This is a genomic window from Kitasatospora sp. NPDC058170 (assembly GCF_042883905.1).
In the GTDB taxonomy this organism is placed as follows: domain Bacteria; phylum Actinomycetota; class Actinomycetes; order Streptomycetales; family Streptomycetaceae; genus Kitasatospora.
This window is the reverse complement of sequence record NZ_JBHVUV010000003.1, coordinates 1-22,649: the sequence shown is the minus strand read 5'-3', so window position 1 is coordinate 22,649 and position 22,649 is coordinate 1. Positions and strand designations below refer to the sequence as shown.

At 72.6% G+C, this 22,649-nt stretch carries 21 protein-coding genes; 15 read left to right on the top strand and 6 right to left on the bottom strand.

The genetic code is table 11. The annotated features are described in order from the left end of the window. The first annotated feature begins 3 nt into the window (after window positions 1-3). A complete protein-coding gene (fabI, locus tag ACFVVX_RS04645; protein ID WP_387941363.1) occupies window positions 4-771 on the top strand; it encodes an enoyl-ACP reductase FabI in 768 nt (255 codons plus the stop codon). Between the two features lie 123 nt (window positions 772-894). Here the strand turns inward: fabI and ACFVVX_RS04640 are convergent, their stop codons facing one another. The 3 genes from ACFVVX_RS04640 to ACFVVX_RS04630 form a co-directional block, all read right to left on the bottom strand. Beyond that, window positions 895-3,066, bottom strand: a complete 2,172-nt coding sequence (locus ACFVVX_RS04640) for a DUF6571 family protein (protein ID WP_387941361.1) — start codon at window positions 3,064-3,066, stop codon at window positions 895-897. A 2-nt stretch (window positions 3,067-3,068) separates the two neighbouring features. Then, the gene (locus ACFVVX_RS04635) at window positions 3,069-3,395 is read right to left on the bottom strand and encodes a hypothetical protein (RefSeq protein ID WP_387941360.1); all 327 of its coding nucleotides are present in this window, start codon (window positions 3,393-3,395) and stop codon (window positions 3,069-3,071) included. 117 nt (window positions 3,396-3,512) lie between these two features. After that, the gene (locus ACFVVX_RS04630; RefSeq protein ID WP_387941358.1) at window positions 3,513-4,187 is read right to left on the bottom strand and encodes a FadR/GntR family transcriptional regulator; all 675 of its coding nucleotides are present in this window, start codon (window positions 4,185-4,187) and stop codon (window positions 3,513-3,515) included. 126 nt (window positions 4,188-4,313) lie between these two features. Between ACFVVX_RS04630 and ACFVVX_RS04625 the strand changes: the two genes are divergently transcribed. From ACFVVX_RS04625 to ACFVVX_RS04615, 3 genes are all read left to right on the top strand, one after another. Beyond that, window positions 4,314-5,582 (top strand): CynX/NimT family MFS transporter, encoded by a 1,269-nt coding sequence (locus tag ACFVVX_RS04625; RefSeq protein WP_387941356.1) that lies wholly within the window; start codon window positions 4,314-4,316, stop codon window positions 5,580-5,582. Window positions 5,583-5,717: 135 nt separating this feature from the next. Beyond that, window positions 5,718-5,840, top strand: coding sequence for an SGM_5486 family transporter-associated protein (locus ACFVVX_RS04620; RefSeq protein WP_387941354.1), 123 nt, complete (start codon window positions 5,718-5,720; stop codon window positions 5,838-5,840). Between the two features lie 123 nt (window positions 5,841-5,963). After that, window positions 5,964-6,491, top strand: a complete 528-nt coding sequence (locus tag ACFVVX_RS04615) for a SixA phosphatase family protein (RefSeq protein ID WP_387941352.1) — start codon at window positions 5,964-5,966, stop codon at window positions 6,489-6,491. Between the two features lie 71 nt (window positions 6,492-6,562). On the opposite strand, the gene serB is transcribed toward ACFVVX_RS04615, so the two are convergent. Beyond that, complete coding sequence (gene serB, locus ACFVVX_RS04610; protein ID WP_387941350.1) at window positions 6,563-7,825, bottom strand: phosphoserine phosphatase SerB; 1,263 nt, start codon at window positions 7,823-7,825, stop codon at window positions 6,563-6,565. A gap of 291 nt (window positions 7,826-8,116) precedes the next feature. On the opposite strand from serB, the gene ACFVVX_RS04605 reads away from it, so the two are divergent. The 3 genes from ACFVVX_RS04605 (at window position 8,117) to ACFVVX_RS04595 (ending at window position 12,822) form a co-directional block, all read left to right on the top strand. Continuing rightward, window positions 8,117-10,735, top strand: a complete 2,619-nt coding sequence (locus ACFVVX_RS04605; protein ID WP_387941348.1) for an FHA domain-containing protein — start codon at window positions 8,117-8,119, stop codon at window positions 10,733-10,735. A gap of 340 nt (window positions 10,736-11,075) precedes the next feature. Then, a complete protein-coding gene (locus ACFVVX_RS04600; protein ID WP_387941905.1) occupies window positions 11,076-12,173 on the top strand; it encodes a GAF domain-containing sensor histidine kinase in 1,098 nt (365 codons plus the stop codon). Then, the gene (locus ACFVVX_RS04595) at window positions 12,166-12,822 is read left to right on the top strand and encodes a response regulator (RefSeq protein ID WP_387941346.1); all 657 of its coding nucleotides are present in this window, start codon (window positions 12,166-12,168) and stop codon (window positions 12,820-12,822) included. Before ACFVVX_RS04600 ends, ACFVVX_RS04595 begins: the two co-directional genes overlap by 8 nt. Window positions 12,823-12,844: 22 nt before the next feature. Here the strand turns inward: ACFVVX_RS04595 and ACFVVX_RS04590 are convergent, their stop codons facing one another. Continuing rightward, window positions 12,845-13,648, bottom strand: a complete 804-nt coding sequence (locus ACFVVX_RS04590; RefSeq protein ID WP_387941344.1) for a hypothetical protein — start codon at window positions 13,646-13,648, stop codon at window positions 12,845-12,847. Between the two features lie 147 nt (window positions 13,649-13,795). Between ACFVVX_RS04590 and ACFVVX_RS04585 the strand changes: the two genes are divergently transcribed. The 7 genes from ACFVVX_RS04585 to ACFVVX_RS04555 all read left to right on the top strand — a co-directional run bounded on the left by ACFVVX_RS04585 (window position 13,796) and on the right by ACFVVX_RS04555 (window position 20,017). Beyond that, complete coding sequence (locus ACFVVX_RS04585; RefSeq protein ID WP_387941342.1) at window positions 13,796-14,587, top strand: ABC transporter ATP-binding protein; 792 nt, start codon at window positions 13,796-13,798, stop codon at window positions 14,585-14,587. A gap of 201 nt (window positions 14,588-14,788) precedes the next feature. Further along, entirely contained in the window at window positions 14,789-15,211 is a 423-nt protein-coding gene (locus ACFVVX_RS04580; protein ID WP_387941340.1) for an NfeD family protein, read from the top strand. A 10-nt stretch (window positions 15,212-15,221) separates the two neighbouring features. Next, window positions 15,222-16,268 (top strand): SPFH domain-containing protein, encoded by a 1,047-nt coding sequence (locus ACFVVX_RS04575; protein WP_387941338.1) that lies wholly within the window; start codon window positions 15,222-15,224, stop codon window positions 16,266-16,268. A 185-nt stretch (window positions 16,269-16,453) separates the two neighbouring features. Then, entirely contained in the window at window positions 16,454-17,212 is a 759-nt protein-coding gene (locus ACFVVX_RS04570; protein WP_387941336.1) for a sulfite exporter TauE/SafE family protein, read from the top strand. A 76-nt stretch (window positions 17,213-17,288) separates the two neighbouring features. Continuing rightward, on the top strand, window positions 17,289-17,465 hold the full coding sequence (locus tag ACFVVX_RS04565; RefSeq protein WP_387941334.1) for a DUF1272 domain-containing protein: 177 nt from the start codon (window positions 17,289-17,291) through the stop codon (window positions 17,463-17,465). A gap of 31 nt (window positions 17,466-17,496) precedes the next feature. Then, window positions 17,497-17,799 carry a 4a-hydroxytetrahydrobiopterin dehydratase gene (locus ACFVVX_RS04560; RefSeq protein WP_387941332.1) on the top strand — a complete coding sequence of 101 codons (303 nt, stop codon included), beginning with the start codon at window positions 17,497-17,499 and terminating at the stop codon, window positions 17,797-17,799. A gap of 208 nt (window positions 17,800-18,007) precedes the next feature. Next, on the top strand, window positions 18,008-20,017 hold the full coding sequence (locus ACFVVX_RS04555; RefSeq protein WP_387941330.1) for a PQQ-binding-like beta-propeller repeat protein: 2,010 nt from the start codon (window positions 18,008-18,010) through the stop codon (window positions 20,015-20,017). A 49-nt stretch (window positions 20,018-20,066) separates the two neighbouring features. On the opposite strand, the gene ACFVVX_RS04550 is transcribed toward ACFVVX_RS04555, so the two are convergent. Continuing rightward, window positions 20,067-20,591: an HNH endonuclease gene (locus ACFVVX_RS04550; protein WP_387941328.1), complete on the bottom strand. Its 525-nt coding sequence runs from the start codon at window positions 20,589-20,591 to the stop codon at window positions 20,067-20,069. Window positions 20,592-20,906: 315 nt separating this feature from the next. On the opposite strand from ACFVVX_RS04550, the gene tyrS reads away from it, so the two are divergent. Next, a complete protein-coding gene (tyrS, locus tag ACFVVX_RS04545; RefSeq protein ID WP_387941904.1) occupies window positions 20,907-22,175 on the top strand; it encodes a tyrosine--tRNA ligase in 1,269 nt (422 codons plus the stop codon). The last annotated feature ends 474 nt before the right edge of the window (window positions 22,176-22,649 follow it).

Below are 22,649 nucleotides of genomic sequence, written 5' to 3'. Positions count from 1 at the left end.
ACCATGAGTGGAATCCTTGAGGGCAAGCGGATCCTGATCACCGGAGTGCTGATGGAGTCCTCCATCGCCTTCCACACCGCCCGGCTCGCGCAGGAGCAGGGTGCGGAGATCATCCTCACCGCCTTCCCTCGGCCCAGCCTGACCGAGCGGATCGCCAAGAAGCTGCCGAAGCCCGTCAAGGTGCTGGAGCTGGACGTCTCCAGCGAGGAGCAGCTGGCCGGCATCGCCGACCAGGTCCGTGAGCACCTGCCGACCCTGGACGGCATCGTCCACTCGATCGGCTTCGCTCCGCAGGACGCCCTGGGCGGCAACTTCCTGAACACGCCGTGGGAGTCCGTGGCGACCGCGATGCACGTCTCGGCCTTCTCGCTGAAGTCGCTCACCACGGCGCTGCTGCCGCTGATGCAGGACGGCGGCTCGGTGGTCGGTCTGACCTTCGACGCCCAGTTCGCCTGGCCGAAGTACGACTGGATGGGTCCGGCCAAGGCCGCGCTGGAGGCCACCTCCCGCTACATGGCCCGCGACCTCGGGGCCCGCAACATCCGGGTCAACCTGGTCTCGGCCGGTCCGATCGGCTCGATGGCCGCCAAGTCGATCCCGGGCTTCGCGGACCTCGCCGCCACCTGGGACACCCGCTCCCCGCTGAAGTGGGACCTGGCCGACCCGGAGCCGGCCGGCCGCGGCGTCGTCGCGCTGCTCTCCGACTGGTTCCCCAAGACCACCGGTGAGATCGTCCACGTCGACGGCGGTCTGCACGCCATCGGCGCCTGACGCCGGGCGGTCGCACGCGCCCGTCACACCACCGCCCGGTACCCCTCCTCGCGAGGGGTACCGGGCGGTTCGGCGTGCGGAGCCGTCCGGGTCGGGCCCGCGGGCCCGACCCGGACGATCCGGCTAGCTGTCGGCGGAGCCGTGCCGGCCGAGGGCGATCATGGCCTCGGAGTAGCCGCGGCTGTGACCGTCGCGCAGACCGCGGTTGACCTCGTTGGCGAGCTCGCCCTTGGTGTCGACGTGGTTCTGGTCGGCCCAGCCGATGACCATCTGGGTGCCCTGGTCGAGGTTGGAGTCGTGGGCGGTGGAGGCCTCGTTGTTCGCCTTGTCGGCGGCCTCCTTCTTGACGTTGTCCGTCCACTGGTCGACGCCCATCTCGGCCAGCGAGCCGGCCAGGTCGCCGACCTCCGGGATGTAGCCGGTGGCCAGACCGGTGCCGCCGGTGATGAGCTTGCCGGTCTTGTCGGCCCACTCCTTCTTGTCGTCCCGCTCGTCCAGCAGGACGTCGCTGCGGATGGCGTCGAGCGTGCCGAGCGCCGAGCCGGCCCGGTCGGCGGGGCCGACCCGGTCGTGGTCCGGGCGGCTCGCGTCGGCCGGCAGGCCGGCGACGACCTGCGCGGACTTGGCCTTCTCCGCCTCGTAGAGGGCGGCGTAGCCCTCCGGGTCCTCCGAGACACCGCGCATGACGCGGGTGAGCGAGGAGGCCTTGTCGGCGAGGTGGGTGTTGCCGCCCTCCGTCCAGACGCCGTCCTTGTGCTTGGCGGTGTCCAGTTCGGCGCCGAGGATGTTGTGGGTGTCGTCGACGTAGTCGGTGAGCGCCCCGGCGATCGGCTTGCGGAGGTTCTCCGGGATGTCGGCGCCCTTGCCGTCCTTGTCGAGGGCGTCGATGGTGCCCTGCATGACCCGGGCCTGGGCCTCGGTGTGCGCGTCGCCCTTGTGCTGGGTGCCGGTCGGGTCGCCGGTGGTGGCGGCCTCGACGGCGGCGCCGAGGCCGGCCCGCTGGAACGGGTCGTCCATCTTCTGCGGCGCGCCGTACAGGGTGTTGAAGTAGTTCTCCGGCCACTTGCGGTCGCGCATCAGGTAGTTCAGGCGGTCGTCGCCGCCGGGACCCTTGGGGTCGAGGAACTGGGTGGCCGCCTCGGGGTTCTTGCCCATCTGCTTGAGGACGCCGTCCAGCGGGTCGGAGACCAGCCCGGGGCGCGGCCCGTCGAACTGGTGGTCCCAGATGTGCGGGTTCTTCTTCTCGGTGTCGATGATGTCGGCGCCGAGGTCGTTCAGGAAGACGCTGGAGTACTGGGCGTCGCCCTTGTCCATCAGGGTGGCGAGCGCCTGGTAGCCGTAGACCGGGTCCAGCTTGCCGCCGTGGTCGTCGTTGATGTTCTTGGCGCCGAGGTCCTGCAGGCCCTTGCGCCAGTCCTTGTAGAACTGGCTGTTCGGGTCGCGGGTGGCACCGGCGACGGTGTTGGCGAGGTTCTTCTGCAGCTCGCCGTACGCGCCCTTGTCCTTGCCGTCCTTGCCCTCGACCTGCTTCTCCAGCTCGTCGGCGAGCTGCAGGGTGTGCTCGGGGCCGAGGGTGTTGAGCAGGGTCTGGCTGTACTGCGGGCTGTTGCTGTTGGCCTTCATCAGGTTGTTGAGCTCGTCGAGCTCGGCCGGCGACAGCTTGCCGTCCTTGCGCATCTTCTCGGCGAGATCGGCGGCGCGCCTGGCGTCGGCCGCGTCGCCGCCGCCGATGGCCTGGCCGTTGAAGGTGTTGAAGGCGTCGCCCACCTTGGCCGCCCGGTTCAGCGCGCGCGAGGCCCGCTGGTCGGCGGCGGTGGCCTCCTGGATGGCGGCCTGGATCACCTCGGACCACTTGCCGGCGGCCTCGTTGCACTGGCGCTGGTAGTCGGGGTCGTGGCGGTAGTCGTGCTTGGTCGCCTCGTCCAGCTTGGAGACGTCGAACATGACGGAGCCGGTGCCGGTGACCTTCATGCCCGCGGCGGTGGCGCCCTCGCTCGCCTCCCGCAGCTTCTTCTGCGCCGCCTCGAAGTCGCCGTGCGCGTCGGTGATGATCGACGCGACGGCGTTGGCCTCGGTCTGGGCGTCGATGGTCTGCTGCTTGGTCGCGTTGATGTGCTGGTTGGCCGCGAAGGCGGTGGACCCCATCCACATGCCCTGGTTGCCGGTGACCGCGAGCACCTCGTTGTCCAGCCGCTGCTGGACCGCTGAGTACTTGCGGGCCATCTCGGTCCAGTCGGAGGCGGCCTTGGTCATCGCCGACAGGTCGGCGTGCAGGATGTCCTCGTACCCGAGCATGCTCACGCCCCCTTGCCGAACGAGGCCGCGACGCCGTGCTCGACGTTCACGTAGTTCAGGTGGGTCTGGCGCATCATCCCGGCCTCCTGGTTGAGGCGGCCGTTGAGCTGCGCGACCTGCTCGTGCCACTCCTGGAGCGCGCCGCGCAGGGCGCCGGCGCTCTCCCAGCCGCTCAGCTTGCCCGCCGCGGCGGCGGTGGACTCGTCGGCGGTCTTGCCGGCAGCAGTGCTGTCATTGGCTATGCCGTCCAGTGCGGTGGCGGCCTTGTCGAGCGCGGTGGGCGCCACCCCGGTCTGAGAGCCGCCTCCCTTGGCGTCCGGATCAGCCATCGATTCTCCCCGTGTTCCATGCAGCCAGGGGCATTTGACGCCCCCCGAGATTTTTACGGGACGTTAGCACGTGGGAGGCGGCGCCGGGCGGCACGGTGTCCGGGCCCCGGGCGGCGCTTAGCCCTCGGCGGGGGTGCAGGCGCCGATCGCGCGCCCGGCCTCCACGGAGGCCCGCTGGGCGTCGCCGGCCCGGATCGCGACCAGGATCTCGTCGTGGCCGAGGTAGCGCTCGGCGATCAGCTCCGGGCCCACGTCGTGCCGCAGGTGGGCGCGGGTGACCTCGCCGAGGTCCGCGTAGACGGCGGCGAGCACGTCGTTGTGCGCGGCCGCGACGACGGCCTGGTGGAAGGCGGCGTCGGCCTGGATGAAGTCCTCCGCGTCGCCGGAGCGCCAGGCGTCCTCGCGGCGGGCCAGGGCGGCCTCCAGCAGGACGAGGTCGCGCTCGGTGCGCCGGGTGGCGGCCAGGCCGGCCGCCGAGGTCTCCAGGGCGGTCCGCAGTTCGGCCACCTGCGCCTGGTCGGCGTCGGCGAAGCGGCGGTGCATCACCCCGGCGAGCTCGCTGGTGGCGAGCACGTAGGTGCCGGAGCCCTGGCGGATGTCCAGCAGCCCGTTGTGGGCGAGGGCGCGGACGGCCTCGCGGACGGTGTTTCGGGCCACGCCGAGCTGCTCGACGAGGGCGGCCTCGGTCGGGATGCGCGAGCCGACGGGCCACTCCCCGGAGGTGATCTGGGCGCGCAGCTGCGCGATCACCTGGTCGGACAGCGGGGTGCGCCTCGGCGAGGACAGCGCCACGGGGACTCCTTGCGGCTTCGGGGTCGGCGGGGGCCCGCGGCCGAAGGGCTCGGCCGCCGGGCGGGTCGGGACATCATGCCAATTCGAGGATGCACTAATTCATCCCATCATTCTATGATGGCTCGCATGCCTCCCGCAGCAGACACCACCACCCCACCCCTGGCCGGGGTCCGGCCGCAGACCGAGCGGCCCGCGGCCGACCGCGGCACGTACCTCGGCTGGCTGTTCGCCGCCGCGATCGCCGCCGCCGCGTTCAACCTCCGACCCGTCGTCACCAGCCTCGGGCCGCTGCTCAAGCAGGTCACGGCCGACCTCGGGATGAGCCCGACGACGGCCGGCCTGCTCGCCGCCCTCCCCTCCCTCTGCTTCGCCGTCTTCGGCTTCACGGCGCCGGGCATGGCCCGCAGACTCGGCCCGATCGCGGTGGTCACCGCGGGCATGGGCGCGATCACCGCGGGCGTCCTGGCCCGCTCCTTCGCCGGCGGCACCGCGGTGTTCCTGCTGCTCACCGCGCTCGCGCTGGCCGGGGTGGCGGTCTCCAACGTGCTGATCCCGGTGGTGATCAAGCGGTACTTCCCGGAGCGGGTCGGTCCGATGATCGGTCTGTACTCGATGGCGCTGTCGGCCGGCACCGCGCTGGCCGCCGCCGTCACCGTCCCGATGACCACCGCGCTCGGCGGCGACTGGCGGGTCGGGCTCGGCGTCTGGGCCGCGCTCGGCGCGGTCGCCCTGGTGCTCTGGCTGGTCGTCGCGGCGGTCAGGCGCGAGCGCGGCGACAGGGCGTCCGGCACGGCCGCCGACCGGCTGCCGATCACCCGCAGCCGCACCGCCTGGGCGCTGGCCTGCTTCTTCGGCCTGCAGGCCACCGGCGCCTACGTGGTGATGGGCTTCCTGCCGATGATCTTCCAGGACGCCGGGGTCTCCAAGGGCACCTCCGGGGTGCTGCTGGCGCTCACCATGGCGATCGGCGTGCCGGTCTCCTTCGTGCTGCCCAACCTCGCCGCCCGCCGGGGCGACCAGCGGCTGTTCGTCGTCGTCCTGGCCTCCTGCGGCATCGTCGGCTACGCCGGACTGGCGCTGGCCCCGGCCGGCGCCTCCTGGCTCTGGGCCACCCTGGTGGGCCTGTCCAACTGCGCGTTCCCGCTGGTGCTCACCATGATCGGCCTGCGCGCCCGGACGGCCGGCGGGGTCGCCCAGCTCTCCGCCTTCGCCCAGGGCGTCGGCTACCTGATCTCCATCCCTGGCCCGATCCTGATCGGCCGGCTCTACCAGGCCACCGGCGAGTGGTACCTGCCGCTGGGCTTCCTCGCGCTGCTGCTGGTGCCGCAGATGATGTTCGGCCTGCGGGCGGCGAGGGCCCGGCACATCGAGGACGAGGCGCTGCGCCCCGCGTAGGTCCTGTCCGGCCGAGGGCGCGGCCGTCCGGCCCATCCCCGGCGGTCCCCGTCGGTCCCGCCGGACCGACGGGGACCGACCGCCTTCCCGAGGGCCGGTGCCCGGCGGGCCCGGCCGGGATGGGAGGATCGGGGCATGCCCGTACTCGACCCGAACCCCACCGACGGCCACAAGAAGCTCGGCCAGATCGCCGCCGTGATCGTCGGAATCGTCGTCCTGCTGGCGGTCGTCGCCAGCGTCGCCCAGAACCTCGGCTGACCACCGTCCGTCCACCGGGCGTCGCCCGGGCGAACGGCGCATGATGGCACCCTCCACTCCTGAGGGTGGCCGCATCAGGGAGCATCGCGCCGCGGAGCGGCTTTTCTGCCAAGCTTGCTGGGTATGAGCGCCGACACGCCCCGCAGGATCATCGTTCTCCGCCATGCCAAGGCCGACTGGCCCGACGGCGTCGACGACCACGAGCGGCCGCTGGCCGACCGGGGCCGCCACCAGGCCCCCGATTCCGGCCGCTGGCTCGCCGACTCCGGCATCAACCCCGACTACGTGCTCTGCTCCACCGCCCTGCGCACCCGGGAGACCTGGAAGCTCGCCGTGCACGAGCTGCCCAAGCGGCCCCGCAAGACCGTGTACGAGGACCGGATCTACGAGGCCAGCCCCGGCGAGATCATCACGGTGCTCCAGGAGACCCCGGACGACTTCGCCGACCTCGTCCTGGTCGGCCACAACCCCGGCGTCCTCGGGCTGACCCAGGTGCTGGCCGGCGACGAGGGCGACCGCGAGGCGCTGGAGCGGCTGCGGCTCGGGGGCTTCCCGACCGCCGCCGTCGCGGTGCTGAGCTTCAGCGGCTCCTGGAAGGCCGTGGAGCCGGGCGTGGCCGAGCTGGTCTCGTACTTCACGCCACAGGACTGACCGCACGGCGAAGGGGCGCGGGGAGTGGTCCCCACGCCCCTTCGGCGGTGCGTTGCGGCCGGGCGGCGGGCCTACTCGGTCGGCGTGCCGTCCAGCGCGTCGGCCGCCTCGACCTCCTCGCGGGTGATGCCCAGCAGGTAGAGCACGGTGTCCAGGAACGGCACGTTCACCGCGGTGTCGGCGGCCTCCCGCACCACCGGCTTGGCGTTGAAGGCCACCCCGAGCCCGGCCGCGTTCAGCATGTCCAGGTCGTTGGCGCCGTCGCCGATCGCCACCGTCTGCTCCAGCGGCACCTTCGCCTGCTCGGCGAAGCGGGCCAGCCAGCGGGCCTTGCCGGCCCGGTCCACGATCTCGCCGACCACCCGGCCGGTGAACCTGCCGTCCACCACCTCCAGGGTGTTGGCCGCCGCGTAGTCCAGCCCCAGCTCCTCCACCAGGTGGTCGGTGACCTGGGTGAACCCGCCGGACACCACGGCCACCTGGCAGCCGAGCCGCTGCAGGGTACGGATCAGGGTGCGCGCGCCCGGGGTGAACCGGACCTCCGAGCGGACCTTGTCGGTCACCGAGGCGTCCAGCCCGGCCAGCAGCGCCACCCGGGCGTGCAGCGACTCGGCGAAGTCCAGCTCGCCGCGCATCGCCGCGGCCGTCACCTCGGCGACCTTCTCCTCGCAGCCCGCGTGCGCGGCGAAGAGCTCGATCACCTCGTCCTGGATCAGCGTCGAGTCGACGTCCATCACCACCAGGCGCTTGGCCCGGCGCTCCAGCCCGGCCCGGACCACCGCGATGTCCACCCGCTGAGAGGCGGCCTCCTGGGCCAGCTCGGCGCGCAGGTCCTCGGTGGCGACGCCGGAGACGAACAGCTCCACGGCCGTCACCGGGTACTTGGCCAGGCGGAACACCCGGTCGATGTTGCCGCCCGAGGCGGTGATCCGGGAGGTCAGCGCGGAGACGGCGCCGGCGGTCAGCGGGTGGCCCAGCACGGTGACGTGCGAGCGGCCCTCCCGGCGCGGCCGGTTGTCGCCGGTACCGGAGATGATCTCGGCCTGGAGCTTCTGCTCCTCGGCCCAGCGGTGCACGGTGGCCCGCAGTCCGCCCTCGGCGCCGGGCGTGCCGCCGGCCGGGGGAGTGACGAGGGCACAGAGCGTTATCCGGCCCCGGGTGACCATCTGTTCGATGTCGATCACGTCGACGCCGAACTCGGCCAGGGTGGCGAAGAGGCCGGCGGTGATGCCGGGGCGGTCCTTGCCGAACACCTTGACGAGCAGGGTGCGCTCGTCCTCGGTCCGGGGCTGCGGGGCGGGGAGGGGCTCAGCGGCCAAGGGCGATGCGTTCATGGTGCCTCCCACGCTACCCGCCGGCCGGCTGCGCCAGGGCACCCGTCCACGAGGCGGACGTACGGGCGGGCGGTGTGCGTACCACCCCCGCCATGGGCGGATGGTGTGCGGAGTCGGTGTCGGGCGGGCCACAGGGCCGTCCGCGAATCGTTTCCGCCTGGTCACGGTCACCGGGGGTGACTTTCGTCAACGGGCGGCGGGCTGGAATGATTCCCCCGTCAGATTCAGGACCATCGCACCCCCGCCCGGGGGCCAAAATCGGGGGACCGAGAGAGCGGGGCAGGCGGAGCAGTGCCGCAACTCGTCATTGAGATCAACGGACAGCAGCGGACTCTGGAGCCGGGGCGGTCCTACAGCATCGGGCGCAACCCGCAGTCGGACTTCCCGTTCGACGATGCCAGGGTCTCCTGGCACCACGCCACCATGTCCTTCAACGGGGCCGGTTGGCAGCTGGACGACCACGGGAGCACCAACGGCACCTACACCGGCGGCGCCCGCACGCTGCAGGCCCCGCTGTTCCCGGGCGCGGTGGTCAACCTCGGCAACGCCGAGAACGGCCCCCGGCTGAGCTTCTCCGCGCCCGCCCAGGCCGCCGCTCCGGCCCCCGCCTGGCACGAGGCCGCCACCAGCCGCAGCAACACCCCGGCCCCGCCGCAGCAGATGCAGCAGCAGTGGGCCCCGCAGCCGGTCCAGCAGGCCCCGGCGCAGCAGGCCTACCAGCCGCCGGCCGACCCGCAGTGGGGCGCGCCGCAGCCGCCGTTCCCCCAGCAGCACGGCGCCCCCCAGCACGGAGCCGCCCAGCACGGCGGTTTCCCGCAGCAGGGCTTCCCCGAGCAGGGCTTCCCGCAGGAGGGCTTCGCCCAGCAGCAGGCGCCGCAGCACGGCGGCCCGCAGCCGACGATGATCCGCAGCCTGGCCTCGATGACGCGCACCCTGCGCATCGGCCGCGCGCTCGACAACGACATCGTGGTCTCCGACCTCCAGGTCTCCCGCCACCACGCCGAGCTGCGCCAGCTGCCGGACGGCCGCTACGAGATCGTCGACCTCGGCAGCCACAACGGCATCTTCCTCAACGGCCAGCCCGTCCAGCGCCAGCTGATGGGCCCGCAGGACCGCCTGACCGTCGGCCACTCCACCTTCGTCCTGGTCGGCGACCAGCTCCAGGAGTTCGTCGACACCGGCGCCGTCTCCTTCTCCGCCCGCCACCTGACCGTCGAGGTCGACTTCAAGGGCGGCAAGAAGGTCCTGCTCAACGACGTCAGCTTCGGCGTTCCGGAGAAGTCCCTGGTCGCGGTCATCGGCCCGTCCGGATCCGGCAAGTCGACCCTGCTGCGCGCGCTCACCGGCTACCGCCCGGCCGACCGCGGCGACGTCCTCTACGACGGCCGCAACCTCTACAAGCAGTTCGCCGAGCTGCGTTCGCGCATCGGCCTGGTGCCGCAGTCGGAGATCCTGCACAAGGAGCTGACCGTCCGCACCGGCCTCAAGTACGCGGCCCGGCTGCGGTTCCCCGGTGACACCGAGCCGCGCGAGCGCGAGGCGCGGATCGACGAGGTGCTCTACGAGCTGCGCCTGGACAAGCGCGCCGACAACCGCATCACCGCGCTCTCCGGCGGCCAGCAGAAGCGCGTCTCGGTCGCCCTGGAGCTGCTCACCAAGCCCTCGCTGATCTTCCTGGACGAGCCCACCTCGGGCCTCGACCCGGGCATGGACCGCGAGGTCATGCAGATGCTGCGCGGCCTCGCCGACGACGGCCGCACCATCCTGGTCGTCACCCACTCGGTGGCCGAACTCGCGCTCTGCGACCGGCTGCTGGTGATGGCGCCGGGCGGCTCGGTGGCCTACTTCGGCCCGCCGGACGAGGCGCTGCACTTCTTCGGGTACGAGACCTGGGCCGACGTCTTCCAGGCCTTCGAGAACTACCCGGACCACGACTGGGCCGGCCGCTACCGGGGCTCGGTGCACTACCAGCAGTACTCCGCCGACGTGGACGCCGGCGCCGTGCAGTCGGCCCAGATCGTCCAGGAGGCGATCAGGCCGCCGAAGCCGCAGAGCTGGGGCTCGCAGCTGTGGACGCTGATCCGCCGCTACCTGTCCGTCCTCGCCTCGGACCGCGGCTTCCTGGCCCTGTCGGTGCTGCTGCCCGCGGTCATCGGCGCGGTCAGTGTGCTGATCCCCAACGAACCGGGGCTCGCGGCCAACCCGAAGACGCAGCTCCACCTCAACAGCGGGGCCGCGACGATCATGCTGATCCTGGCGATCGGCGCGTGCTTCTCGGGATCGGCCAACTCGGTCCGAGAGTTGATCAAGGAGCGGGCGATCTACGAGCGAGAACGAGCCACCGGGCTCTCCCGCTCGGCGTACATGATGTCCAAGATCATCGTGCTGGGCTTCTTCAGCGTGATCCAGGGCGCCATCATCTCCGCCGTCGGCTTCCTGCCGCGCAAGCTCCCCGAGCACGGTCTGATCGTCAAGGACCTGCCGGTGATCGAGATGACCATCGGCATGATCCTGCTCAGCTTCGCCGCGATGATGTTCGGTCTGATGATCTCCGCGCTGGTCAAGACCGCCGAGAAGACCATGCCGCTGCTGGTCATGTTCGCCATCGTCCAGGTCGTCTTCACCGGCTGCCTCTTCCAGATCTTCGGCAAGCCCGGCCTGGAGCAGGCCGCCTGGCTGATGCCGGCCCGCTGGGGCACCGGCATGGTGGCCACCACGCTCGACCTGTCGCACCTCATGGGCCCCTGGAACAAGGACTTCCAGAACCCGGACTACGACCCGCTGTGGGACAGCACCGTCGCCCAGTGGTCGATCGACGCGGCCATGCTGATCGTGATGTCCGTCGTCATCGGCGTCATCGTGACCCGCCTGCAGCGGCGCCACGAGCCCGAGGTCATGCAGAAGGGCTGAGCCCCTCCGCCCGCTCCACCGGGGCGGCCCTCCCCACACCGGGGAGGGCCGCCCCTCGGCGTTCCGGCCCGTAGCCGTAGCCGTAGCCGTAGCCGTAGCCGTACGCGTACCCGGCGGCCTAGGACCTCGGACCCGCTCCCCGCGCGCCCCCGGACCGACGCGTCGGCGGGCCCGTCGGCGGTAGTTTGGCGGTATGCCCACCGCGTCCAGCGACCGCCGGCCCCCGACCGGTCTGCTCCCCGTCGACCGGATACCGATCGGCCCCCCGCCGGCCGGCCCGCTGCCCGCCTGCGAGCCCTGCCTCGCCGGCATCGAGGCCGTCAGCCAGGCGCTGCTCGCGATGAGCCGACACCTGGAGGTGCGCGAGGTGCTGCGCCGGATCACCGCCTCCGCCCGCTCCCTGCTGGGCGCCGAGTACGCCGCCCTCGGGGTGCCCGACGACCACGGCGGCTTCGCCCAGTTCGTCGTCGACGGCGTCACCGACGAGCAGTGGCGGGCCATCGGCCCGCTGCCCCGCCAGCACGGCGTCCTCGCCACGATGCTGCACGAGACCGGCCCCACCCGGCTCGCCGACGTCCGCCGGGCCCCCTCCTTCGGCGGCTGGCCCGCCGCCCACCCGGACATGGACGCCTTCCTCGGCATGCCGATCCTGGACACCGACGCCGCCGAGGACGAGCCGCAGGTCATGGGCGTCATCTTCCTCGCCAACAAGAGCGCCGGCGGCGGCTTCACCGACCACGACGAGGAGCTGCTGCGGATACTCGCGGCCCACGCCGCCCTCGCCCTCTCCAACGCCCGCCTCTACGAGCGCAGCCGCGAACTCACCCTGGCCGGCGAGCGCGCCCGGATCGCCCACGACCTGCACGACGCAGTCGCCCAGAAGCTCTTCTCACTGCGCCTCACCGCCAAGGCCGCCGCCACCCTGGTCGACCGCGACCCGGCCCGCGCCCGCGCCGAACTCGCCGAGGTCGCCCGGCTCGCCGCCGAGGCCGCCGACGAGCTGCGCGCCGTCGTCGTCGAGCTGCGCCCCGCCGCACTGGAGGAGGACGGCCTGAGCGCCACCCTGGCCTCCCAGGTCCAGGTCCTCGACCGCGCCCACAGCGCCGACGTGGCCTTCACCGCGGACGGCGTCCGCGCCCTGCCGCCCGCCCAGGAGGCCGCGCTGCTGCGGGTCGCCCAGGAGGCACTGCACAACGCGCTGCGGCACTCCGACGCCGGGCGGGTGACGGTCACCCTGGCCGGCACCCCCGAGCGCGGCGCCGTCCTGCGGGTCCGCGACGACGGCCGGGGCTTCGACCCCGAGTCCGTCCGCCGGGCCGGCCGCCACCTGGGCCTGGCCTCGATGCGCGACCGCGCCGCCGCCGTCGGCGGCACACTCACCCTGGACTCGGCCCCCGGAAAGGGAACGGTCGTCGAGATGGAGGTCCCCGGTGCCTGACACCACGCCAGCGATCCGCGTCCTGCTGGTGGACGACCACCAGGTGGTCCGCCGGGGCCTGCGCACCTTCCTGGAGGTCCAGGACGACATCGAGGTGGTCGGCGAGGCCGCCGACGGAGCCGAGGGCGTCGACCGGGCCCGGGAGCTCGACCCCGACGTCGTCCTGATGGACCTCAAGATGCCCGGCGTCGACGGCATCGAGGCGCTGCGCACCCTCAAGGGCGAGGGCAGCCGGGCCCGGATCCTGATCGTCACCAGCTTCACCGAGCACCGCACCATGGTCCCCGCCCTGCGGGCCGGCGCGGCCGGCTACGTGTACAAGGACGTCGACCCGGAGGCGCTGGCCGGCGCGATCCGCTCGGTCCACGCCGGCCACGTGCTGCTCCAGCCCGAGCTCGCCGAGGCCCTGCTCGCCGACGACGGCCCCCGCCCCCCGCAGGGACGCGGCGGCACCCTCACCGAGCGCGAGCGCGAGGTGCTCGGCCACATCGCCGACGGCCGCTCCAACCGGGAGATCGCCCGCACCCTGCACCTGTCCGAGAAGACGGTCAAGACGCACGTCTCCAACATCCTGATGAAGCTGGACCTCGCCGACCGCACCCAGGCCGCGCTCTGGGCCGTCCGCAACGGCGAGGCCCGGGAGGGCTGACGGGCCCGCCCGGGCCCTCCCGTCAGCGGCCGTCGCGCTCGTCCACCAGGGCGTTGTACGCCGCCACCTGGGCCCGGCGGGCGGTGCGCCACAGGGGGGCCAGCGCGGCCTGCCGGGCGGCCATCTCGGAGGCGCTCACCGCCGCGCCGTGCCCGCCGGAGGCGATCGACAGCAGCGCCGCCACCTGGCGGGCCGACTCCAGCACCCGGACGGCGCGCGGCGGGTAGCCGGGGGCGAGCAGTTCGACGTGGCCGCGCCGGCGGAACGCCTCCAGCGCCCGCAGTGCCTCCGGACCGGCCCCGGCGACGTCCAGCCGGGCGAGCACCGCGGTCGCCTCGCGCAGCCCGTCCGCCAGCTCCCGCTCGGCCTCGTGCAGCGACGGCACGTCGGCCGGCGGCGCGTCGTTCACCTCGGAGCAGTGCCACAGCACGGTGGCCGAGCGGTCCCCGACCGGGCCGAACACCTCGACCTGCGGGACCAGCCCGAGCGGCGCCCCGACCGCCAGCACCGCCTCGCCGGCGCCCAGCGCCGCTGCGTTGAACGCCGCCGGACCGGTCAGCCCCAGCGGGTGCCCGGCGCTCGGCAGGGACAGCCGCAGGCCCTGCACGCCCAGCACCCGCAGCCGCCCCAGCGCCCAGGTGAGCCCGTGCCGCTCGCCGGGCGCGTCCCCGGGGAGCCCGGTCACCCGATGGCTCTCGTCCGCGCCGAGAACGGCCGCGGCGGCGTCGTCGGGCGCCGCGAGGCCGCTCAGCAGAGCGTTGCCCCAGGCGGTCAACCGCCCCGAACGGGGCTCTTCGTACGGATTGTCGGCAGGAGTCGCGAGCATCCGGCCAGCCTACGGAATCGGCGGTCATCCGCGTGGCGTAGGTTTGCCCATGCGTGTGCGGCGCACCCACTCCGTGCCAACCGGCCGCAGGGGTAGGCTGCCCGCCCGCACCGACGGCCGAATTTCTGTATTGGGGAAGGCGTAGGCATGAGCGACGTGCTGGAGCTGGTGGACGTATCCGTGGTCCGGGAGGGGCGCGCGCTGGTCGACCAGGTCTCGTGGTCCATCTCCGAGGGTGAGCGCTGGGTCATCCTGGGCCCCAACGGCGCCGGCAAGACCACCCTGCTGCAGATCGCCTCCACGTACCTCTTCCCGACCGCCGGCAAGGTGTCCGTCCTGGGCGAGAAGCTCGGCGAGGTCGACGTCTTCGAGCTGCGCTCCCGGATCGGCCTGGCCGGCGCCGCCATGTTCGACAAGCTGCCCGCCGAGCAGACCGTCCTGCAGACGGTGCTCACCGCCGCGTACGGCATGACGGTCAGCTGGCAGGAGCAGTACGAGCAGTCCGACGAGTCGCGCGCGCTCGCGCTGCTGGACCGGCTCGGCATGGCCGGCCTGACCGCCCGCAAGTTCGGCACCCTCTCCGAGGGCGAGCGCAAGCGCACCCTGATCGCCCGCGCGCTGATGACCGACCCCGAGCTGCTGCTGCTGGACGAGCCCGCCGCGGGCCTCGACCTCGGCGGGCGCGAGGACCTGGTGCGCCGCCTGGGCGCCCTCGCCCAGGACGAGTTCGCGCCGGCGATGGCGATGGTCACCCACCACGTCGAGGAGATCGCCCCGGGCTTCACCCACGTGCTGATGATCCGGCAGGGCAAGGTGCTCACCGCCGGGCCGATCGACACCGAGCTGACCGCGCGCAACCTCTCGCTCTGCTTCGGCCTGCCGCTGACCCTGGAGCGGCACGGCGACCGCTGGTCGGCGCAGGGCCTGCCGCTGGGCTGAGGGCCGCCCCGCGCCGGACACCGGCCGGGGCTCCGCGGGCCTTCGCCGGGCCCCGGCCGAGCACCGCGGAGCACCCCGGAACAGCAACGGAACCGTCCTGAACCGCGCTGAACCGGAGCCGGTCGCACGTGCGACCGGTTTCCGCCCCTCCACCTGCGGGAACTGTCCGCCTCGAAGCCCTTCGCTCCCTAGGATGGTCACGTGGACAGCTGGATCTGGTGGCTCCTGGCCGCCGTCGGCCTCGGCATACCGCTGGTGATCACCGCGATGCCGGAGTTCGCCATGTTCGCGGTCGGCGCGCTCGCCGCGGCCGGTGTGGCCGGGCTCGGGGCGGGGGTGGTCTGGCAGGTCCTGGCCTTCGTCGCCGTCTCGGTCGCGCTGCTGGCCGTGGTCCGCCCGATCGCGTACCGGCAGCTCAGGAAGGGCCCGCAGATCAAGATGGGCATCGAGGCGCTGCACGGCGCCACCGCGGTCGTCGCGGAAAAGGTCGACGGGGAGGGCGGGCGGATCAAGTTGAACGGCGAGATCTGGTCGGCCCGCGCGCTGAACCCCGGCAGTGTGTACCAGCCGGGGCAGCAGGTCGACGTCGTCGAAATCCAGGGCGCGACCGCCCTGGTCGTCTAGGGGAGAGTCCGTGGAACCCGTCCTTATCGTCCTGGTCGTCCTGGTCGTGGTGGCATTCATCGCGCTGATCAAGACGATTCAGGTCATCCCGCAGGCCAGCGCCGCGATCGTGGAGCGCTTCGGCCGCTACACCCGGACGCTCAACGCCGGCCTGAACATCGTCGTCCCGTTCATCGACCGGGTCCGCAACCGAATCGACCTGCGCGAGCAGGTCGTGCCGTTCCCGCCGCAGCCGGTGATCACCCAGGACAACCTGGTGGTCAACATCGACACGGTGATCTACTACCAGGTCACCGACGCGCGGGCCGCCACCTACGAGGTCGCCAGCTACATCCAGGCGATCGAGCAGCTGACCGTCACCACGCTGCGCAACATCATCGGCTCGATGGACCTGGAGTCCACCCTGACCTCGCGCGAGGTCATCAACGCCGGTCTGCGCGGGGTGCTGGACGAGGCCACCGGCAAGTGGGGCATCCGGGTCAACCGCGTCGAGCTCAAGGCGATCGAGCCGCCGACCTCCATCCAGGACTCGATGGAGAAGCAGATGCGCGCCGACCGTGACAAGCGCGCCGCGATCCTCACCGCCGAGGGTGCCCGGCAGGCCCAGATCCTGCGGGCCGAGGGCGAGAAGCAGGCCGAGGTGCTCAAGGCCGAGGGTGAGGCGCAGGCCGCGGTCCTGCGCGCCGACGGTGAGGCGGCCGCGATCCGCACGGTGTTCGAGGCGATCCACGACGGCGACGCCGACCAGAAGCTGCTCGCCTACCAGTACCTGCAGACCCTGCCGGAGCTGGCCAAGGGCGACTCCAACAAGCTCTGGATCATCCCGAGCGAGGTCGGCGACGCGCTCAAGGGCCTCGGCGGCGCGTTCACCGGTCTGACCGGCGGCGTGAACGGCGGCGCGGTCGCCGCTCCGAGCGTCCCCGCGGCGGCGCCGGCCGCCACCCAGGTGCCGATCGACCCGGCGAGCGGCCCGCGCCCGCTGGACACCGACACCAAGGGCGCCGCCCGCCCCCGGGTCGACCCGGCCCGCGAGTACCGGAAGATCGACCCCGAGTGACCTGCCGGACCCCGGCTCACGTGGGCCCGCCTCCCCGGGAGGCGGGCCCACGGCCGTCCCCGGCGCGGTGGCCGATACCGGACCCCTCGGGTGTGGCGTGCGTCCCGAATCGTGGTCCGCTCTGGTAGGCCCGGCACACCGTCCGGCATGATCGCCTCGGACAGGACCGAGACGAGAGGTGACCCATGACGCTCTGGGAGGCGATCGCCGTCCTGGTGGCGGGCGTCGGAGCCGGGATGATCAATGTGATCGTCGGCTCCGGGACCTTGATCACCTTCCCCGTCCTGCTCGCCGTCGGCATCCCGCCGGTGACCGCCAACGTCTCCAACTCCTTCGGCCTGGTGCCCGGTTCGCTCAGCGGCGTGATCGGCTACCGCAAGGAGCTGGCCGACCAGGGGCGGCGGCTGCTGCGCCTGGGCACCGCCTCGCTGCTCGGCGGGCTGCTCGGCGCCGCCCTGCTGATCCAGCTGCCCAGCAGCGCCTTCGACACGATCGTCCCGGTGCTGATCCTGCTGGCCCTCGTCCTTGTGGTGATCCAGCCCCGGGTGGCCAAGGCCGTCGCCGCCCGCCGCCGGCCCGACGGGGACCCGGACGGCGGCCTGGCGCTGCTCGCCGGGGTGTTCCTCACCGGCGTCTACGGCGGCTACTTCGGGGCCGCCCAGGGCGTCCTGCTGATGGCGCTGATGGGCATGCTGCTCCAGGAGGACCTGCAGCGGATCAACGGGGTGAAGAACGCGCTGGCGCTGATCGTCAACGCCGTCGCCGCCCTGTTCTTCCTCTTCACCTCGACGGTCGACTGGGCCGCCGCCGGCCTGATCGCGATCGGCTCGCTCTTCGGCGGCATGCTCGGCGCCAAGGTCGGCCGCAGGCTGCCGCCGCCCGCCCTGCGCGGGGTCATCGTCGTGGTCGGCCTGGCGGCCGTCATCAAGCTGCTGATCGGCTGATCGGCCGTCGGTTATCGGCCGTCGACTACCGGCTTGGTCATCGGCCGTCGGCGCCACGAGTCACCCGGAGGAATCCATGGCACTGGAGATGCGCGAGATCTGCGAGCGCTGCGAGGTGTCGCTGACCGCGGACGGCCCGGCCTCCCTATGCTCCTACGAGTGCACCTTCTGCCCGGACTGCACCGCGGCCATGGCCGGCACCTGCCCCAACTGCGGCGGCGAGCTGGTGGCCCGTCCGCGTCGGAAGGCCTGACCCCTCACCCCCGACGCACCGGAGCGGTTCGATGAGCAGCAGAGCACGCCTGACCGAGGACGAGATCGCGGCCGCCCTGTCCGGCCTGCCGCAGTGGTCCAGGGACGGCGACACGATCGTCCGCACCGCCGACGCGGCGGACTTCCCGGCGGCGATCCGGGTGGTGGTGGCGATCGCGGAGACGGCCGAGGCGATGGACCACCACCCCGACATCGACATCCGCTGGCGCACCCTGCACTTCGCCCTGTCCACCCACAGCGCCGGGGGCCTCACCGACCTCGACCTCGCGCTCGCCGCCCGGATCGACGAGGCGCTGCGCGCGGAGTCCGCCTGACGTCTGACGACCCGTCCCCCGGGGCTCCGACGCCCCGGGGAGACGGCCTCGCGCGTGTGCGGACCCAGCGGTCTCCGGTCCCGGCGGACCCAGCGTTCCGGTCGCGACCGGGGTGCGCCCGCGGGCCCGGCCGAGGCCGGAACGGCCCGCTCCGCCCGGCGTGAGATGCTGACAGCCGCACTGCAGCCGGTCGGGAGGGACGGAACGGATGGCTCAGGACCCCCTCGGAGACGACCGGCAGCAGCCGTGGCACCCCCGGCCGCCGCAGGAGTGGCAGGCCGCCGGGTACCCCGACCAGTGGCAGGACCAGGGGTCCGGCGGGCCGGGCCCGGCCGGGTACGGGACCGCCAGGTACGGGACCGCGGAGACGGGATACGCGGAGACCGGCTACGGGACGGCCGGGTACGGAACGGCCGCGTACGGGACCGGCGAGTACGGCACCGGTGGGTACGGGACCGGCGCGTACGGGACGGCCGGGTACGGCGAGACGGGATACGGCCAGGGCGGGTACGTCCAGGGCGGACACGTCGAGGGCGGCCAGTACCAGGAGGCCCAGTACCCCGAGAGCCAGTTCTCGGACGGCCAGTACCAGCCGTACTACCAGTACTCCGACTACGAGCAGCAGCAGTACGCCCCGTACGCCGCTCCGCAGCAGCCGAGCGGTGAGGAGCTCTACGCGCCGGCCGGTGCCGAGTACACCGCCGACGGCTATCTGCACCTCGAACCGGAGGCCGAACCGGCACCCGAACCCGAACCCAAACCGGAGCCCGCTGCGCCCGCCGGACCCACCGCGACCGCGGTGACCGCCGCGCCGTCCTCGCGCGCGGCGGACCGCCGCGGCGGAGCCGGCGCCCGGCCCTCGCTCGGCGCCAAGGCCCGGGCCGCCGCCGACGCGGTCGTCTCGGCCGATCACGGACCCGGCCGGCGAACGCTGCTGATCCGGACCGGCGCCGGGGTCGCCGCGCTCGGCGTGCTGCTCGCGGCCGGTCTGACGGTCGGCGGCGAGGGCGGTGGCCGCGCCGCCGCCGACAGCGGGGGCGAACCCGGTTTCACCGTCGCCCACGCCAAGGTCTGGTCGGCCCAGCCCGCGGCCGCCCTCCAGCCGGGCGCCGACGACACACTGGTCGGCAGCTGGCTGCTCGCCGACGCGGTGGTCCGCGTCGACGCGGCGGGCGTGCACGCCTACGACCTGGCGGCCGGCAAGGCCACCTGGTCCATCGAGCCCCCGGCCGCCGGCGCCGTCCCGTGCGGTATCTCACCGGGCGTCAACGGCGCCGGGCTGGGCGCCGTGCTGTTCCGGACCCAGGCCGACCCGAAGAGCCCGTGCACCCTGGTGGCGGCCGTCGACACCAAGGCCGGCAGGACCGCCTGGTCCAAGAGCCTCTCCGAGGCCAAGGACACCTACAACGCCCACGTCGGCGTCACCGAGGACAAGGTGATCGCGGTCGGCGACGACCGCGCGGTCGCCTGGGAGGCGGCCGACGGCCAGGACGTCTGGCAGTACACCGGGCAGGGCAAGTTCTGCACGCTCTCCGGCGGGGTCACCGGCAAGACGGTGATGGTCGCCAGCTCGTGCGCCGACTCCACCCCGGTCGACCAGGCCGTCTCGCTGAACACCGCCGACGGCAAGGTGAGCTGGTGGCGCGGCCTGAACAACCAGCCGAAGACGGTGACGGTGCTCTCGGCCGAGCCCTCCGTGGTGCTCACCACCGGGGAGAAGCCCGGTGACGACCGGGTCTTCGCCTGGGGCCCGACCGGGGACCCGGCGGCCGAGATCCCCGTCGCCGCGGAGGACGGCCGGCTGGACACGGCCCACGGCACCTTCTCGGCCACCCCGGGCGTGTTCTTCCAGGGCCGGACGATGGTCACCACCGTGGCCCCGGCGACCGCCGGGGGACCGGTTTCGGCCGTCGGCTACGACCTGGACAGCGGCAAGCAGGTCTGGAAGGCGGCCGCTGCGGAGAAGGGCGTCGTCCGGGCGGTGGCGCTCGACGGCGGCGCGCTGGTGCTCGCCGCCGACGAACGCCTCGAACAGCCCGCCCACCTCAGCCGCTTCGCCCTGGCCGGCGGCCAGGAGACGGTCGGCGGCAACTTCCCCCAGGGCACCGGGTCGCTGCTGGTCTCCGGCCGGGTGCTGATCGGGGGCGGCCAGGTCGTCGCGATACCCGAGCACTCGGCCAACTTCGGCATAGCGTCCGGGTACCAGGCGAAGGGCTGACGACCGGCCGCCCGGGCCGGGCCCGGTTCAGGCCTGGGTCAGCCCCGGCTCAGGCCGCCGACGGCGCGGCCGGGGCGGGCAACCAGGCCGCGAGGTCCCGCGCGTCCGAGGCACGCAGGCCCAGCGCCAGCATGAGCGTGGCCTGCGGGGTCGGCACGAAGGGCGTGCGCAGCAGCTTCATCCCGGCCTGCTCCGGCGTCCGGTCCGCCTTGCGCTGGTTGTCCTCCGGACAGGCGGCCACGGTGTTCATCCAACTGTCTGCCCCGCCGCGCGACTTGGGCTGCAGGTGATCCACGGTGCTGGCCCGGCGCCCGCAGTAGGCGCACAGGTGCTGGTCACGGGCCAGCACACCGCGCCGCGACCACGGAGCCTGTTGTCGGAACGGCACCCTTACGTACCGTTGCAGTCTGATCACCCGGGGCACCGGGACGGTGACGCCCGTACCGCGCACCGTGCGCAGTGGATGGGCCTGCTCCACCACGGCCTTGTCCTGGAGCACCAGCACCACGGCGCGCTGGAGCGACACCGTTGTCAGGGGCTCGTAGCTTGCGTTCAGAACCAGCGTGTTGCGCACGTCGGCACACCCTTCCCGCGGGCGTGCCACGGCGGCACGACCGTCTCCACACACGTCACTGCCGCCGCACGGCGGTGGGACCACTGTGAAGGGGCCCGGGGCCGACGAACAACGGAATTTCCGGCGTCGGGGCGGGGCACGGCCCGGGCGGGGGCGGCCGTCGGCGCGGGGGCCGATCGGTGGAGGAAGCGCGGCTCGGCCGAAACCCGCTGGCCGGGACCGCGTAGTCTCTACCACGCTGGAGTCGTTCCGTACCGGGGCCCGACCGACCGGGCCGGCACCGGGCGGACGCCGGACCGAAGGAGAAGCGTGACCGTGACGGACATCGTCGACGAGCTGCGGTGGCGAGGGCTGATCGCCCTGTCCACCGACGAGGACGCACTGCGCAAGGCGTTCGCGGACGGCCCGGTCACGTTCTATTGCGGCTTCGACCCGACGGCCCCCAGCCTGCACCTCGGCAACCTCGTGCAGATCCTGACCATGCGCCGCATCCAGCAGGCGGGGAACCTCCCGCTGGGCCTGGTCGGCGGCGCCACCGGCCTGATCGGCGACCCCAAGCCCACCGCCGAGCGCGTCCTGAACGACCCCGAGACGGTGGCCGCCTGGGTCGACCGCCTGCGCGGCCAGATCTCCCGGTTCCTCGACTTCGACGGACCGTACGCGGCCCGCATGGTCAACAACCTGGACTGGACGTCCGGGATGTCGGCGATCAGCCTGCTGCGCGACGTGGGCAAGTACTTCCGCGTCAACAACATGATCGCCAAGGAGGCCGTCTCCCGGCGGCTCAACTCCGACGCGGGCATCAGCTACACCGAGTTCAGCTACCAGATCCTCCAGGGCATGGACTACCTGGAGCTGAACCGCCGCTACGGCTGCTCCCTGCAGACCGGTGGCAGCGACCAGTGGGGCAACCTCACGGCCGGTACGGACCTGATCCGCAAGGCCGACGGGAAGTCCGTGCACGCGCTGGCCACGCCGCTGATCGTCAAGGCGGACGGCACCAAGTTCGGCAAGACGGAGTCCGGCACGGTCTGGCTCGACCCCGAGCTGACCACCCCGTACGCCTTCTACCAGTTCTGGCTGAACGCGGACGACCGCGACGTCTCCAACTTCCTGCGGATCTTCAGCTTCCGCTCGAAGGAGGAGATCGAGGAGCTGGAGCGCGAGACCGGCGAGCGCCCCGCGGCCCGCCTCGCGCAGCGCGCCCTCGCGGAGGAGCTCACCACCCTGGTCCACGGCGCCGAGCAGTACGAGCGCGCGGTGGCCGCCTCCAAGGCACTGTTCGGCCAGGGCGACCTCGGTGACCTGGAGGCCCCGACCCTGGCCGCGGCCCTGGCCGAGGTTCCGAAGGCCGAGGTCACCGAGCTGCTGTCGATCGTCGACCTGCTGGTCGCCGTCGGCCTGGCCCCGAGTCGGTCGGCCGCCCGCCGGACGGTCAAGGAGGGCGGCGCCTACCTCAACAACGTCAAGGTGACGGACGAGGAGGCGGTGCCGGCCGAGTCGGACCTGCTGCACGGTCGCTGGCTGGTCCTGCGCCGGGGCAAGCGCAACCTGGCCGCCGCCGAGCTGGTCCCGGTCGGCTGAAAACGCGTCGGCTGAAAACGTACGGCCGCTGAGCTGCGGTTTTGAGCCCCGAGGGCCGGATCTGGACAGATCCGGCCCTCGGGTGTTTGACGGGGCCGTCCGGCTGGCGTAGTGTCGAACGAGTCGCTGAAGCGGGCGGGTGCACGGGAGACCGAGAGGTCAACCCGGACCGGCCGAAGCGGCCATCACATTCGGCTAGTCCTACTTTCACCTGAAGCCCATTCACTTGGGTTGATCGGCGTTTTCGCCGACAGGCGGGAGCGGGGAATTTCGGATCACTCCGGAAATGCGCTAATGTGGGGGTCGCCGCAGAAAAGCGGAACTGGCCAGCCAGGGTCGGATGAATGAAACTCCGGAAAACGGAGCGGAAAACATCTGATAAGCTGGAAACACGAAAGAACGAAGCGCCCGGAGGGCCTGCTGGAAGGCAGACCGAAGGAAGTGTCCGTTCCTTGAGAACTCAACAGCGTGCCA